Source organism: Bradyrhizobium sp. USDA 327 (assembly GCF_041262065.1).
Taxonomy (GTDB): domain Bacteria; phylum Pseudomonadota; class Alphaproteobacteria; order Rhizobiales; family Xanthobacteraceae; genus Bradyrhizobium; species Bradyrhizobium liaoningense.
The window spans coordinates 5,107,698-5,121,667 of sequence record NZ_JBGCCW010000001.1 but is presented as its reverse complement, the minus strand read 5'-3'; the positions used below and the strand labels follow the sequence as shown (position 1 = coordinate 5,121,667).

Annotated in this window: 12 protein-coding genes; 9 read left to right on the top strand and 3 right to left on the bottom strand. The window is 64.2% G+C overall.

Annotated elements, in window-relative coordinates; all coding sequences use genetic code 11:
• Positions 1-282 precede the first annotated feature (282 nt).
• Entirely contained in the window at positions 283-3,657 is a 3,375-nt protein-coding gene (locus tag ABIA42_RS24135; protein WP_370120463.1) for an adenylate/guanylate cyclase domain-containing protein, read from the top strand.
• A gap of 3 nt (positions 3,658-3,660) precedes the next feature.
• On the opposite strand, the gene ABIA42_RS24130 is transcribed toward ABIA42_RS24135, so the two are convergent.
• The gene (locus ABIA42_RS24130) at positions 3,661-4,884 is read right to left on the bottom strand and encodes a polyhydroxyalkanoate depolymerase (RefSeq protein WP_271530976.1); all 1,224 of its coding nucleotides are present in this window, start codon (positions 4,882-4,884) and stop codon (positions 3,661-3,663) included.
• Positions 4,885-5,040: 156 nt separating this feature from the next.
• On the opposite strand from ABIA42_RS24130, the gene ABIA42_RS24125 reads away from it, so the two are divergent.
• On the top strand, positions 5,041-5,697 hold the full coding sequence (locus tag ABIA42_RS24125; RefSeq protein WP_370120466.1) for a glutathione S-transferase family protein: 657 nt from the start codon (positions 5,041-5,043) through the stop codon (positions 5,695-5,697).
• Between the two features lie 280 nt (positions 5,698-5,977).
• On the opposite strand, the gene ABIA42_RS24120 is transcribed toward ABIA42_RS24125, so the two are convergent.
• The gene (locus ABIA42_RS24120; RefSeq protein ID WP_024339451.1) at positions 5,978-6,202 is read right to left on the bottom strand and encodes a hypothetical protein; all 225 of its coding nucleotides are present in this window, start codon (positions 6,200-6,202) and stop codon (positions 5,978-5,980) included.
• 184 nt (positions 6,203-6,386) lie between these two features.
• Here ABIA42_RS24120 and ABIA42_RS24115 point away from each other — a divergent pair, with 184 nt between their 5' ends.
• Positions 6,387-6,743 (top strand): hypothetical protein, encoded by a 357-nt coding sequence (locus ABIA42_RS24115; protein WP_370120469.1) that lies wholly within the window; start codon positions 6,387-6,389, stop codon positions 6,741-6,743.
• A 9-nt stretch (positions 6,744-6,752) separates the two neighbouring features.
• On the opposite strand, the gene ABIA42_RS24110 is transcribed toward ABIA42_RS24115, so the two are convergent.
• Positions 6,753-7,856: a mandelate racemase/muconate lactonizing enzyme family protein gene (locus ABIA42_RS24110; protein WP_370120472.1), complete on the bottom strand. Its 1,104-nt coding sequence runs from the start codon at positions 7,854-7,856 to the stop codon at positions 6,753-6,755.
• A 172-nt stretch (positions 7,857-8,028) separates the two neighbouring features.
• On the opposite strand from ABIA42_RS24110, the gene ABIA42_RS24105 reads away from it, so the two are divergent.
• The 6 genes from ABIA42_RS24105 to ABIA42_RS24080 all read left to right on the top strand — a co-directional run bounded on the left by ABIA42_RS24105 (position 8,029) and on the right by ABIA42_RS24080 (position 13,061).
• Positions 8,029-8,874 (top strand): GyrI-like domain-containing protein, encoded by an 846-nt coding sequence (locus ABIA42_RS24105; protein WP_370120475.1) that lies wholly within the window; start codon positions 8,029-8,031, stop codon positions 8,872-8,874.
• Positions 8,875-9,116: 242 nt separating this feature from the next.
• Entirely contained in the window at positions 9,117-10,055 is a 939-nt protein-coding gene (locus tag ABIA42_RS24100) for an SMP-30/gluconolactonase/LRE family protein (RefSeq protein ID WP_370120478.1), read from the top strand.
• A gap of 108 nt (positions 10,056-10,163) precedes the next feature.
• Complete coding sequence (locus tag ABIA42_RS24095) at positions 10,164-10,757, top strand: GNAT family N-acetyltransferase (protein WP_370120481.1); 594 nt, start codon at positions 10,164-10,166, stop codon at positions 10,755-10,757.
• 16 nt (positions 10,758-10,773) lie between these two features.
• A complete protein-coding gene (locus ABIA42_RS24090; protein ID WP_370120484.1) occupies positions 10,774-12,420 on the top strand; it encodes a GMC family oxidoreductase in 1,647 nt (548 codons plus the stop codon).
• Positions 12,421-12,523: 103 nt separating this feature from the next.
• Positions 12,524-12,781, top strand: a complete 258-nt coding sequence (locus tag ABIA42_RS24085; RefSeq protein ID WP_271530968.1) for a BrnT family toxin — start codon at positions 12,524-12,526, stop codon at positions 12,779-12,781.
• Positions 12,768-13,061: a BrnA antitoxin family protein gene (locus tag ABIA42_RS24080; RefSeq protein ID WP_271530967.1), complete on the top strand. Its 294-nt coding sequence runs from the start codon at positions 12,768-12,770 to the stop codon at positions 13,059-13,061. Before ABIA42_RS24085 ends, ABIA42_RS24080 begins: the two co-directional genes overlap by 14 nt.
• Positions 13,062-13,970 lie beyond the last annotated feature (909 nt).

Sequence of the window (13,970 nt, the reverse complement as noted above, 5' to 3'; positions counted from 1 at the left end):
CATCGTATGTGAGCGAGGGCCGCAGTGTCGGTTCGGCTTCTGGTCTGGAGGGAGTCGTGACGACTCATCGCAACCTCTGCCGTCCAACGCTGCGTGCCAGCGATGTTTGGTAGCGCAGCCGTTCGCTTCGAGCAGTGTCCCGGCCGAAACCTTATCGGTATCTTGTAACCTAAATTTTCGCAGAGCAAACAAGGCGTGCCATCATAGTGGCGTTGGGATATTGTCCCCGCGCGGTCGTGGTCCAAGATTCTGCTAACTGCCAGCCAAAACATCGGTGGTGCCATGCAGATCGCGGAGTGGCTCGAGAAGCTGGGGCTTGGGCAATACGTGGAGCGTTTTGTCCAAAATGGTATCGACGTGGGCGTCCTCCCCGAACTGATGGACGAGGACTTTGACAAGCTCGGAGTCCTCCTCGGTCATCGCCGCAAAATGCTGCGTGCCATTGCCGACCTCGATCCAGCCGCGTTGATCGCGTCGCCGGCTCCTCCTCATGACGCCGAGCGGCGCCACCTCACCGTTATGTTTTGCGATCTGGTCGGCTCGACTGCGCTCTCGGCGCGTCTCGATCCCGAGGACATGTGGGAAGTGATCCGGGCCTATCGCGCCGCATGCGCGCACGTCATTGCCGCTTATGACGGCAGGATAGCCAGGTTCGTCGGTGACGGGATACTCGTCTATTTCGGATATCCGCGCGCCCACGAAGATGATGCGGAACGCGCAGTGCGGGCGGGCCTCGACATTATCTCCGCGATTCGCCAGCTCAAGACGGGCGCCGGCGAACGGGTTGAGCTGCGGATCGCAATTGCGACCGGGCTTGTGGTGGTTGGCGATCTCATCAGCGGTGATGCGTCGGAGGAGCACGCAACCGTCGGCGATACGCCAAACCTCGCTGCTCGGCTCCAAAGCCTGGCTGAACCGGGGGTGGTCGTCGTTGCGTCGTCGACGCGCCGGCTGCTTGGGGATCTCTTCACCTTTCGCAATCTCGGCCGCCGCGAAGTCAGGGGAATAGGCGAACCCATCGCGGTGTGGGCGGTGGAAGGAGCGACCGCATCCGAGAGCCGCTTCGAGGCGGTCCGGGCCGCGCACTCGATCGGCTTTGTCGGCCGCAAGGACGAGATCGAATTCATTCTCGCGCGCCAGCGTGAGGCATGGCAGGGCCAGGGCCAGATCGTATTGATTTCCGGCGAAGCGGGCATCGGCAAGTCGCGCATTGTCGCAACGCTGTCCGAAAGCCCTTCGTTGGGGACACACCGTCGGGTGCGATATCAGTGTTCGCCTTACCACACCAACAGTGCGCTTCATCCCTTTGTCGCGCAGCTCGAGCGCGCCGCCGGAATCCGCTCGCACGACACGCCAGAACAAAAGCTCGGTAAGCTCGAGGCAATGCTGGCGCTTGGAACCCAGCAGGTCGCCCGGGCAACACCGCTCATTGCGGCGCTGCTTTCGATTCCAACCGGCGACCATTGCCCGCCCTTTGGCTTGAGCGCGGCGCAGCAGCGGCGACAGACATTTGCCGCCCTGCTCGATCAGCTCGAGGGGTTGGCGCGAGATCAGCCTCTGCTGATCATCTGCGAGGATTTGCATTGGGCCGATGCCACGACACTTGAACTGTTCGATCTCGCGGTCGATCGGATCAGGGCACTGCCGATACTCGTGCTCATGACATCCCGGCCGGAGTTCGAGCCTTCCTGGTCGGGCCTTGCTAACGTCGGTCTATTGCGGCTCGACCGGCTCGATCGGCAGGACACGCGCGCGCTGGTCGAACAGGTGGTTGTCGGTCGCCAGCTGCCACGCGAGATGATGAAGCAGATCATCGATAAGACGGATGGCGTCCCGCTATTCGTCGAGGAGTTGACCAAGATGGTGCTGGAGTCCGGCCTGCTCGTCGAGGATGCCGGGCGCTATCGCCTGAATAGTCCGCTTCCGCCGCTTGCTATTCCCGCCACGCTGCAAGACTCGCTGATGGCGCGGCTCGACCGGCTCGCTCCAGTCAAGGAGGTGGCGCAGATCGGCGCCGCCATCGGCCGCGACTTCTCATACGCGCTGCTGAAATACGTGGCGGGACGCGATGATCTGACGCTGAGCAATGCGCTGGGACAGCTCGAAGAGGCCGAACTGCTGCTTCGCCGCGGGGCGCCGCCCGAAGCTAACTATAGTTTCAAGCACGCCCTTGTTCAGGAAGCGGCCTACGAGAGCCTGCTCAAGAGCAAACGGCAGCTGCTTCACACGCGAATTGGCGATGTCCTGCGCGAGAAGTTTCCAGTCGTCGCCGAGACCGAGCCGGAGGTTCTCGCCCACCACTTCACTGAAGCGGGGCTGAACGAGGTCGCGCTCGAATGGTGGCGCAAGGCGGGCCAGCAGGCGCTGAAGCGCTCTGCCTATTCCGAGGCGATCGCGCATCTCGGCAAGGCCGTTGCGACCGCCGATCAGTTGCCTGACGAGCCCCGCCGGATGATGAGCAGGCTGCATCTTCAAATCGCATATGGCCGTGCCTTGCGGGGCAGCCTCGGCCACAGCGCTCCCGAAACGGTCGCGGCATGGACGCGTGCGCGCCAGTTCGCAGCGGGCATCGATGATCCCGTTGAACTTGCGCCGGTGCATTCGGGGCTCTTCAATGCCTGCCTGACCCACGGCGAACTCGCTCCGATGCGTGAGCTGGCGGATGCCATCAGGAGCGCCGCTGACCGACGACCGGACTCGCCGGTTGCCGCCGTCGTCGCCCGTTGGACGGGCGGCGTCACCTGCTGGTTCGAGGGCGATTACTTGAATGCGAGAACGCATCTCGAGCAGGCGCTGGCGATCTATGGTGCCGAACCGGATCCCGCGACCTTCAGGGCTTCTGCGCTGGATCTGCCGTTCGTGATCATGAGATTTCTTGCGCTGGTGCTCTGGCCGCTCGGTAGCATCGCTCGTGCGCGCAAGCTCGCCGCGGAAGCGGTGGGTGCTCCGGGAGAAAAGCGGGCGCTGTCCCAGGCCAATGCGCTGGTTCATCGCGCTGTGTTCGACGGGGTATGCGGCGGCATGTTGCAGCAAACAGAGACGATCCTGGCGCTCGGTCTCGCGCGCGACCACACGATGCCGCTGTACGTGGCCGCGGGCACCTACCTGAACGGCCTCGCCAAGTGGCGTGCCGGCGACCGAATGGCCGGACTGGCGGACATGCGTCACGGCTGGACCTTCCTGCACGAGAACGATTGCTACCTCTGCGAACCGTTCTGGGGGATGCATGTTGTCCTGGCGAATGCAGAGGTAGGCGAAGTCGAGACCGGGCTGGAAATCCTGGACGAATTGATCGCCGGGACGGGACAATCCGGCCAGCATTGGCTTGATGCCGAGCTGCATCGTGTCCGCGGTAAACTTTTGTCGCGCCATGACCCTTCGGACGAATCCAGTTCCGAAGACGCCCTCAAGCGAGCGCTGGACATCGCGCGACGCCAGCAGGCCAGGACTTTCGAGCTACGCAGCGCCCTTGAACTTGCACGCCTGTACAAGACAAATGGCCGAGCGGGTGCGATATCCGAAGTGCTCGCTCCCGTACTCGCTGAATTCGAGGCGGAACGAAATCTTCCGGAATTCGTGGAAGCGAAAGAGCTGCTCAAGCAAGAGCATGAGGCACGTGCCGTTGCCCCTGGCCGACAGTCGTTTGGGCAGAGATGACGGTCACGAATTGACGTGCACGAAATCGCGCAGCAGCGGGTAGATCTCGTTGTTCCAGCGCTTGCCGGAGAACACGCCGTAATGGCCGACGCCGGCCTGCATGTGGTGGACGCGCCGATAGGCGCGCACGCCGGTGCATAGGTCCTGGGCGGCGAGGGTCTGGCCGATCGAACAGATGTCGTCCTTCTCGCCCTCGACCGTCATCAGGCCCATGCGGCTGACGGCCTTGGTGTTCACCGGGCGGCCGCGATGCATCAGCTTGCCCTGCGGCAGGAGGTGCTCCTGGAACACGTCGCGCACCGTCTCGATGTAGAACTCAGCCGGCAGGTCCATCACCGCGAAATATTCGTCGTAGAACGTCTTGATGGTCGCGGCCTTGTCCTTCTCGCCCTTGGCGATGTGGTTGGCGAGGTCGAGATGCTGCTTGATGTGACGCTCGAGATTCATCGAGACGAAGGCCGTGAGCTGCACGAAGCCCGGATAGACCTTGCGCAAGGCGCCGCGGCATTGCACCGGCACGTAGTTGATCAGGTTCTGCTCGAACCAATCGATCGGCTTGCTCTTGGCGAACTCGTTGACCCTGGTCGGCTGGATGCGTGTGTCGATCGGCCCCGCCATCAGCGTCAGCGTCGCCGGGCGTGACGGATGGTTGCCCTCGCACATCACGGCGGCGGCCGCGAGCGCCGAGACCGACGGCTGGCAGATCGCCACCATGTGCGGGCGCGGGCCGAGCTGGCCCAGGAAGTCGATGAGATGATCGGTGTAGTCGTCGAGCCCGAACCGGCCTTCGCTGCGCGGGATGTCGCGCGGATTGTGCCAGTCGGTGATGTAGACGTCGTGGTCCTGCAGCAGCGTCTTCACGGTGCCGCGCAAGAGCGTCGCGAAATGGCCGGACATCGGCGCCACCAGCAGCATGCGCGGCTGCTCCGCCACGCCATGCTTCTTGAAGTGCAGCAGCGAGCCGAACGGCGTCGCGTACGCGATCTCCTCGGTGACGGCGATCTCGCGGTTGCCCACCATGACGCTGTCGATGCCGTAGGCCGGCCGGTCATAGGTGAGGGTGGAGCGCGAGATCAGCTCCAGCGCGGCCGACAGCCGGCCGACGACCTGGTCCGACATGCCCTGCGGCACCAGGTTGAGGAATTTGAGCGCCGACGAAGCCCCCGCGCGCCATGGCGCCGTCAGGTCCATGTGATTTTGAAAGGCCTGATAAAACATCGACATCATGCTGAAACGCCCATCCCGTCCCGTGCTGCTATGCAATAAGGACGCCAGACGGCGGTCGCACCGTCGCAGAATTGGCACGTCGCTTGCTGTTCAGACCCATGGAAAGTTCAGGCCACGGGCACGTCCGGGCTGATGTCGGGACCAGGGAAGGGCCATATGGCGAAGGCGACACTGACCATCAGCAGCAAGAACTACTCGTCCTGGTCGCTGCGTGGCTGGCTGCTGACGAAATTCTCCGGGCTCGATTTCGAGGAGATCGTCACCGCGCCGGACGATCCGTCGGCACGCGCCGAGATTTTGCTGCTGTCGTCCTCGATCCTGGTGCCGTGCCTGCGGCACGAGGGCGCCGTGGTCTGGGATACGCTGGCGATCGCCGAATATCTCGCCGAGCTGATGCCGAACGCAGGCCTGTTGCCGGCCGACCGCATCCAGCGCGCCCATTGCCGCTCGATCTCAGGCGAAATCCATTCCGGCTTCACCACGCTGCGCGCCTCGCTGCCGGTCAACCTGAAGGGACACTTTCCCGGCTTCAAGATCTGGTCGCGGGCGCAGGCCGACATCGACCGCGTCTCGTTCATCTGGCGCGACTGCCTGGAGAAATCGGGCGGCCCCTTCCTGTTCGGCGCGCAGCGCACCATGGCGGATGCGATGTACGCCCCGGTGGTGACGCGCTTTGTGACCTATGACGTCAAGCTCGAGCCGCGCCTGAAGGCCTATGCCGATACCATCATGGCCATGCCGGAGATGCAGGAATGGATCGCGGCGGCGCGGGAGGAGCCTGCCGAGATCGAGGAGCTCGAGGTCGAATATTAGGCAGGTGTTGCGCCGCCCTGCCTGTTTCGGGGGCGGAGCCCCTCTCGCGGCAGCTTCACAGCGATGCCTTTGCCGCGATTAACCTTTGGCGTCGGAGACAGGCCGGGCCCATCCCGCATGCTGCGCAGATATTGTGCGCGCCCGCACAGCCGCATCGACATCTAGCCGTGAACAGCTGCGTACACGGCCTTTCGGCTGATTCGGACGTGATTCGTTCGGGCCGCGTTCCGAAGGTTAAAGCGGAGCGCGGCGCCGTCGCATTTTGAAACAGAAACCGCTCTCAGGCGGCCCCGCGCTGCTTCACGCGTGGCAGGCGCCAGCCGATGACAGTTGCTTCGACCGCGATGCCAGCCTCGTGGTTCTGCCAGCGTCCCTCGACGTAGCGGCAGGCGAACGGCAGTTGATATGTTCCGCTGTGATCTTCGCAGAGCACTTCGAGTGGCAGGCCCGGCGGTGGTTCTCCGGCTCCGTCGAACTCCGCCAAACGTCTGTCGCGCGTTGCCATTCCAAAAATCTCCCCTAAACAAAGCCGCGGAAAGAGCGCCCACTTCTTCCGCGTGCGGATCATCGTTCCCCATCCCAGGGAACTGACGCAAGCTCAACGCGAGAATGCGGTACGAGTGTGGTAGCGTCACGCTGCGGCGCGCAAACAGCGCACATTGCCGTGATCGATTGGACGAGGAACCTGCATGCTGCTTCGAAACGCCGGCATTTGTTTCGCGATGTTGCTGCTCGCAGCGCTGGCGCCTCTGGCGGTGCACGCGCAGGACGTGCCCGGGATCGAGATCTGCACCGTCGAGAAGACCATGGAGCGGCGCACCAGCTGTCTGCAGAGCAATGTCGATTTCCTGCAGAAGACGATCACCAAGCTCGCCCTCGATCACCAGCAGAAGCTGGATGCCGCCAATCGCCAGATCGACGCGTTGAAGGCGAGCCTCGCCGGCTTGCAGAAGACGCTCGGCGAGGTTCAGGCCGCGCAGGCGAAGACCGCCGAGGATATGAAGAAGAAGCAGGACGCGCCGCCGCCCAAGGACGCCGCGAAATAAGCGCGCCGTTCACGCGACGCGATAGCGCTCCATCACGGCACGGTCGGGCTCGTAGCCGAGCCCGGGGCCTGTCGGCACCGCGACATGGCCGGCGGCATCGACATCGGCGCGTCCGCCCCAGAGACAGGCCTCGCGCTTGAGATAGAACATCTCGACCAGCCCATCGTCGCGCGTCGCGAGCAGATGCAGCGTCGCCAGCAGGCCGGGGCCGAAGTAAGGGGAGTGCGGGACGATCTTGACGCCGAGCCGATCGGCCAGCGTCGCGACCTTCAGGAATTCCGTGATGCCTCCGACCTTGATGACCGAGGGCTGGGTGTGGCTGACCGCGCCCGCCTCGATCATCTGGCGGAATTGATATTCGGTGCAGGCATTCTCGCCGGCGGCGATGTCGAGCCCGCCCTTGCTGCGGACGTCGGCAAGCGTGGCGAAGTCTTCCGGCGGCCAGACCGGCTCCTCCAGAAACATCGGCTGCGCCTCCCGGCATGTTTTCGCAAACGCGATCGCCTGCTCGCCCGTCAGGGGACAGTTCATGTCGACCATCAGCGGAATGGCTGGCCCGATCGCCTCGCGCGCGGCGAACACTGCCGGCGCCGTGGTCTCGTGCAGCTTGATCGCGCCATAGCCGAGCGCGAGCGCCTTCCTGCATTCGGCGGCGATGTTGTCGGGCGAGCCGATCCGCAAGAGGCTCGCGTAAGCCGGAATGGCCGTGCGCCTGATCTCGCCCAGCAGGCGATGCACCGGCACGCCTTTGACCTTCGCAGCCAGGTCCCACAATGCGATATCCAGTCCGGAGATCGCGAACATGGTGATGCCGTAGCGGCCGAACAGATGCAGATTGCGCTGGATCTGTTCCATCACCGCGGGAATGCCGGCAGCATCGGGCACCTTCAGCCCGCGGGCCTGCGGCGCGATCATCTCCTCGACGGCGCTGCGTGTGGTGCGGGGGCAGACATAGGCGAAGGCATCGCCCCAGCCGGTCAGCCCGGAATCGGTCGTGACCTCGACGAGGACCATGTCGAGCGCGGAAATCGCGGAAGCACCCTGGCGGAAGCTTGCGACACCGGCGTCATAGGGGATGCGGATATGGTGCGCCCGCACATCGGTGATTTCCATGACCCGGTTCCTCTTTCTCGTGAGCGGTTTCAACGAGTGTAGCCACGAACAGCAGGGCGTTGCCAGTGACGATTGCCGGGCTATCCTCATGCGAAGGACAGCAATGCCGATCAAGCAGAGCGCTGCTGAGCGGCGCATCATCGCTGCGCTTCGAACGAGGGCCTGAACCGCCATGAATCCAGCCCAGCGCGCGCTCTGGTATATCGAGAGCCATCTGGCCGAGCCGATGACGCTCGACGAGATCGCGGCGATCTCCGGCGTGTCGCGGTTCCACATCGTGCGTGCGTTTGCCGCGGCCACCGGTCTGCCGGTGATGCGTTACGTGCGCGCGCGCCGGCTGACGGAGGCGGCGCGTAGTCTTGCAAAGGGCGCACCCGACATCCTGTCACTGGCGCTGGAGGCGGACTACGGCTCGCACGAAGCCTTCACCCGCGCGTTCCGCGACCATTTCGGCACCACGCCCGAAGCGGTGAGGGCGGCAACGTGCGTGAGCCAACTCAAGCTTCAGGAGCCGATCCTCATGAATTCCACCATGCTCGACCATCTTGCCCCACCGCGCTTCGAGACGGCAAAGGCCTTCCTCGTCGCCGGCCCCGCCGAGCGCATCTCCTGCGACAACGGCGCCATGATCCCCGGTCTTTGGCAACGCTTCCATCAGGAAATCGCCGACGTCCCCGCGCGGGTCGGCCAAGGAAAAAATCAAGTCGCCTACGGCGTCTGCTGCAACGGCGATGACGCCGGCAATTTCGACTACATCGCGGGGGTCGAAGTCGCCGATTTCTCCGACCTGCCGCGCCGCTTCGGCCGCATCCGCATTCCCGAGCAGCGCTATGCCGTGTTCACGCATACCGAGCACGTCGCTTCGATCCGGCGCACCGTGAACACGATCTGGAATCAGTGGCTGCCGGCATCCGGCCTCAGAGCCGCGGACGCGCCGAACTTCGAGCGCTACGACGAGACGTTCGATCCTGCAACCGGCAATGGCGGTTTCGAGATCTGGCTGCCGGTGAGGGAATAGCATGATCCGGACCCGAAGGGCCGCGTTGGCGCAAAGTGTGCAGTCGGTTTCCGAAAGGATCATGCGCAAGCGATGACGCAAGGCGCGATGACCCTCATCGTGCTTTGCAGCGCAACGCTGGCATACCGTCCCGCTTGCTTGGCAAGCCTTGGCGACTTTGTCATAACCGCAGGCAAATCTTGCCTGCGGAGCCCGTGCCGGACATCCCGTGCAAGCCATAACAAGCAGCCGGGAGGATCCCAATGTCGAATGCCACGGCCAACATCCGCGTTCTCGCCACCGATCTCGAATTTCCCGAAGGGCCGGTCGTGATGCCCGACGGCTCGGTGGTGCTGGTGGAGATCCGCGGCCAGCGTCTGACGCGCGTCTATCCCGACGGACGCAAGGAGATCGTCGCCAGGATTCCGGGCGGTCCGAACGGCGCAGCGCTCGGCCCCGACGGCAAGATGTACATCTGCAACAATGGCGGCTTCTCCTGGATCCCGACCCGCAACATGATCATGCCGGGACCGCAGCCCGACGATTATCTCGGCGGCTCGATCCAGCGCGTCGATCTGCAATCCGGCAAGGTCGAGACCGTCGTGAGCAAATGCGGCGCGCACGATCTGCGCGGGCCGAACGACCTCGTCTTCGACAGGCAGGGCGGCCTCTGGTTCTCCGATCTCGGCAAGCGCCGCGCGCGCGAGATGGACGTCGGCGGCATGTATTACCTCAAGCCCGGCATGAGCGAGATCGTGGAGGTCGTGCACGGGATCCTGCCGGCCAACGGCATCGGGCTGTCGCCGGACGAGAACACCGTCTACATCGCGGAGACGCCGACGGGGCGGCTCTGGGCCTATGAGCTCTCCGCGCCAGGCACGCTCAAGCCGCGCGACGTGATCTATCGCGGCGAGCGGGGAAAACCGATCTGCGGCCTCGGTGGCTACCAGATGTTCGATTCGCTCGCGGTGGAGGCGAGCGGCAATGTCTGCGTCGCCACCCTCGTCTCCGGCTGCATCTCGGTGATCGCGCCCGACGGGACCCTGGTCGAGCAGGTGCCGACCGGCGACCGCGTCACCACCAACATCGCCTTCGGCGGCCCCGAGCTGAAGACCGCCTACATCACCCTGTCCGGCAAGGGCGAACTGATCGCCATGGACTGGCCGCGCGGCGGATTGCCGTTGAATTTCTTGAACAAGTGAGCCAAGCCGTCATTGCGAGGAGCGAAGCGACGAAGCAATCCAGACTGCCTTCGCGGTAAGACTCGGGATTGCTTCGCTTCGCTCGCAATGACGAAGGAGAGACTTTCAATGCCCTGGCCTGACCCCATCACCCTGCGCGGACAGCACGCCCGTCTGGAGCCTCTGTCGCATCAGCATCGCGAGGGGCTGGTCGAGGCCGTCAGGGATGGCGAACTATTCAAGCTCTGGTACACTGCAGTCCCGACGCCTGAGGGCATGGCGAAGGAGATCGACCGCCGCCTGGGGCTCCAGTCCGCGGGCTCGATGCTGCCGTTCACCGTGTTCGATGCCGCCGGCAGGATCGTCGGCATGACCACCTACATGAACATCGATGCGGCGAACCGCCGCGTCGAGATCGGCTCGACCTGGTACGCCAAGGGCGCGCAGCGCGGCCCGCTCAACACGCAGTGCAAGCTTCTGCTGCTGCGCCATGCCTTCGAGCCCCTGAACTGCATCGCGGTCGAGTTCCGCACCCATTTCTTCAACCACCAGAGCCGGCGCGCCATCGAGCGCCTGGGCGCCAAGCAGGACGGCATCCTGCGCAGCCACCAGATCGCGCCGAACGGCACGCTGCGCGACACCGTGGTCTACAGCATCACCGCCGCCGAATGGCCGACGGTGCAGGCGCATCTGGAATTTCAACTCAACGACAAGCCGCGCTAGGGGCGGTCGAGGCACCATGGACAGATTTGATTATGTGATCGTCGGCGCGGGCTCCGCCGGTTGCGTGCTCGCCAGCCGGCTGAGCGAAGATCCCAACACCAGCGTCTGCGTGCTCGAGGCGGGCCCGAGGGATTGGCACCCCTACATCCATTTGCCGGCGGGCTTCATCAAGACCTTCCACATGAAGAGCATCAACTGGGCCTATCAGCAGGAGCCGGGGCCCTGGACCAGCGGGCGCAGCATCTACGCGCCGCGCGGCAAGACGCTCGGCGGCTCGTCCTCCATCAACGGCCACATCTACAATCGCGGCCAGCGCATGGATTTCGACACCTGGGCGCAGATGGGCAATCGCGGCTGGGGCTATGCCGACGTGCTGCCGTACTTCCGGCGGCTGGAGAAGCGGGTCGGTGAGGGCGAGGCGCTCTATCGCGGCCGGGAGGGCAGCCTCACGGTCACGACGATGGACTGGCGCGACCCGCTCTGCGAGGCCTTCATGGAGGGCGCGGTCTCGCTCGGCATTCCCCGCAACCCCGATTATAACGGCAAGACGCAGGAAGGCGTCTCCTACTGTCAGCGCACCATCAACAACGGCCTGCGCGTTTCGGCCGCGACCGCGTTCCTCAAGCCGGCGATGAAGCGGCCCAACGTGCATGTGCATACGCACGCGCATGCGACCGAGATCATCTTCGAAGGCAAGCGCGCCGTCGGCGTGCGCTACATGAAGGGCGGCCGCGGCGGTCATCCTGTCGAGGTGCGCGCCAACAAGGAGGTGATCCTCTCCGGCGGCAGCTATAATTCGCCACAGCTCTTGCAGCTCTCGGGCATCGGCGCGCCGGATCTGTTGCAGCAGCACGGCATCGCGGTGCGTCACGCGCTGCCGGTCGGCGAGGGCCTGCAGGACCACTACGCCCCGCGCACCGTGGCGCGGGTGAAGGACATCAAGACCATCAACGAGCTCCGCCGCGGCCTCTCGCTCTGGATCGAGGCGCTGAAATGGGCGACGGCGCGCCGCGGCCTGCTGTCGCTGTCACCGACCATGGTCTATTGCTTCTGGCATTCCGGCGAGAGCGCGGACAGCTCCGATCTCCAGCTCACCTTCACGCCGGCGAGCTACAAGGAAGGCGTGCAGGGCCAGCTCGAGGACGAGCCTGGCATGACGGTGGCCTCCTGGCAGCAGCGTCCCGAGAGCCGCGGCTATGTCCGCATCCGCTCCTCTGATCCGTTCGCGCCGCCGATCATCCAGACCAACTATCTCGACGCCGAGCTCGACCGCCGCGTCGTCGTCGGCGGCATGAAGCTCGCGCGCCGTCTGCTGAAGAGCGCACCGCTGTCGCCCTATTACGCCTACGAGGATTTCCCCGGCCCGAACGTCAACACCGATGACGAATTCCTGCACGCCGCCACCGAGCGCGGCACCACCACCTTCCACCCCGGCTGCACCTGCCGCATGGGCCCGGCGGACTCGACCTGGGCCGTCGTCGACGACCAGCTCCGCGTCCACGGCCTCGAAGGCCTCCGCGTCATCGACGCCTCGGTCATGCCGCGCATGATCTCGGCGAATTTGAATGCATCAACGATGATGATCGCCGACCGCGCCTCGGACCTGATCCGCGGCAAGGTGCCGATGGAAGCCGCGCGCATTCCGGACGCCGCGGTGGCGTGAAGCTGCGCGTCGTGAGCTCCATTGATGCTAGCCAACTGGTGGTCTCATATTTTGTAGCTACAGGATGTTGACGTTGGACTAAATCGTAGCTACATTATGTCGGATGAAAATTGTCTGGGATGAACCGAAGCGGCTCGCCAATCTCGACAAGCACGGGCTGGACTTCGCCGATCTCGACGAGTCATTCTTCGACAACGCGCTGGTTGTCCCCTCGCACAAGAGCAAACGCTGGGTCGCGATCGGCGTGAACATTCGCGGCGTCATCGTTGTCGTGTTCGCCCGGCTGGGGCGAGAGGGTGTCAGCATCATCAGCATGCGGCCCGCGAGTCGTAGCGAAAGGAAACTCTATGCCGAGCGCTAGGAAGAAATCTGGCTATACCAAGAGAGATCTGCTTGCGGTCAGCGACAATCCTGAACTGACAAAGGCGGATTTCGCCAAGGCCCGGCCGTTCTCTGAAGTCTTTCCCGATCTCAGCGCATCCATCCGGAAAGGGCGCGGTCCGAACAAGGCGCCGACGAAGAAGCTCGTCTCGTTGCGCCTAAGCCCGGAGGTTGTCGAGCATTTCAAGTCGACCGGGCCGGGCTGGCAATCGCGGATCGATGAGACCTTGCGCAAGGCGGTCAAGCGCAAGGCCTCGTGACGGCCAATCTGGGCGACGCGGGCTGTTCGGGGCTTGAGGCGCCGAACGACCGGTCATTCTTGTCCCGTCGGGCAAAACACCCCGCACCTCGTCAACCCCTCTCCGCAAAAATATTCCATTTTACCGAAATTCGGAATTACGGCGTAGATCGAAACAGCCCGGCCCGAGGAAGAGGGGCGGTTCGCGAGTCGTTCGAAACGCGGGCCGGGTTGCGGTGGACGCGGCAGCGTCTGGCGCGAGAGGCGTGGGCAGGGCGGGTAGTCCCTGTGAGTCCGCGGCCGCGTGCAGACGAACGGCGCTGAGCGCGTACGGCAAAACCGTGTGGTCCTGGCCGTCGTTGCTACGGTCAAGCCTCTTGCGAAGATGCGCGCGAGCCGAACCGGGCAGACGGCATCGCCAATTCGCAGGGCGAGGGAGGCCAGAAGGAAAGTTCGGCTCCCGGGAGAGCACGGCATAAGCCGTCCGACCACTGCGCAGGGAAGGCCGAGTGATTGGCACCACCTGTATGCTGCTGTGCGGTTTCTCTGCGCTACATTCGCGCAGCAGACCGCGGGTGCTAGGTCAGCACCCGGCCTTCCCTGCGCCCTCTTTCTTTTGGGGCGATGGAATGGAGCAAAGCTCGGGCGAAATGCGCCGCGAGGCTGCGAAGGTGTGTCTGCAATCAAGATGCGAGTCGGAGAACGACGCCGTTGCCCCTTGCTCCGTCATTGCGAGCGTAGCGAAGCAATCCAGACTGTCTCAACGGAAAGATTCTGGATTGCTTCGCTGCGCTCGCAATGACGATGTGGAAACAGGCGCGTGCCACACTCTCACTGTCATCGCCCGGCTTGACCGGGCGATCCAGTATTCCAGAGGCGGCTGTGATGGAGCCGAGAGGCTGCAGCGTACTGGATTCCCCGCCTTCGCGGG

Bases quoted from the DNA above. Each gene is read 5' to 3' on its own strand.
- ABIA42_RS24110 (WP_370120472.1), bottom strand. From the start codon at position 7,856: ATGGAAATCACCGATGTGCGGGCGCACCATATCCGCATCCCCTATGAC.
- ABIA42_RS24095 (WP_370120481.1), top strand. From the start codon at position 10,164: ATGCCCTGGCCTGACCCCATCACCCTGCGCGGACAGCACGCCCGTCTG.
- ABIA42_RS24115 (WP_370120469.1), top strand. From the start codon at position 6,387: ATGCTGCTTCGAAACGCCGGCATTTGTTTCGCGATGTTGCTGCTCGCA.
- ABIA42_RS24135 (WP_370120463.1), top strand. From the start codon at position 283: ATGCAGATCGCGGAGTGGCTCGAGAAGCTGGGGCTTGGGCAATACGTG.
- ABIA42_RS24120 (WP_024339451.1), bottom strand. From the start codon at position 6,202: ATGGCAACGCGCGACAGACGTTTGGCGGAGTTCGACGGAGCCGGAGAA.
- ABIA42_RS24130 (WP_271530976.1), bottom strand. From the start codon at position 4,884: ATGATGTCGATGTTTTATCAGGCCTTTCAAAATCACATGGACCTGACG.
- ABIA42_RS24100 (WP_370120478.1), top strand. From the start codon at position 9,117: ATGTCGAATGCCACGGCCAACATCCGCGTTCTCGCCACCGATCTCGAA.
- ABIA42_RS24080 (WP_271530967.1), top strand. From the start codon at position 12,768: ATGCCGAGCGCTAGGAAGAAATCTGGCTATACCAAGAGAGATCTGCTT.
- ABIA42_RS24085 (WP_271530968.1), top strand. From the start codon at position 12,524: ATGAAAATTGTCTGGGATGAACCGAAGCGGCTCGCCAATCTCGACAAG.
- ABIA42_RS24090 (WP_370120484.1), top strand. From the start codon at position 10,774: ATGGACAGATTTGATTATGTGATCGTCGGCGCGGGCTCCGCCGGTTGC.
- ABIA42_RS24105 (WP_370120475.1), top strand. From the start codon at position 8,029: ATGAATCCAGCCCAGCGCGCGCTCTGGTATATCGAGAGCCATCTGGCC.
- ABIA42_RS24125 (WP_370120466.1), top strand. From the start codon at position 5,041: ATGGCGAAGGCGACACTGACCATCAGCAGCAAGAACTACTCGTCCTGG.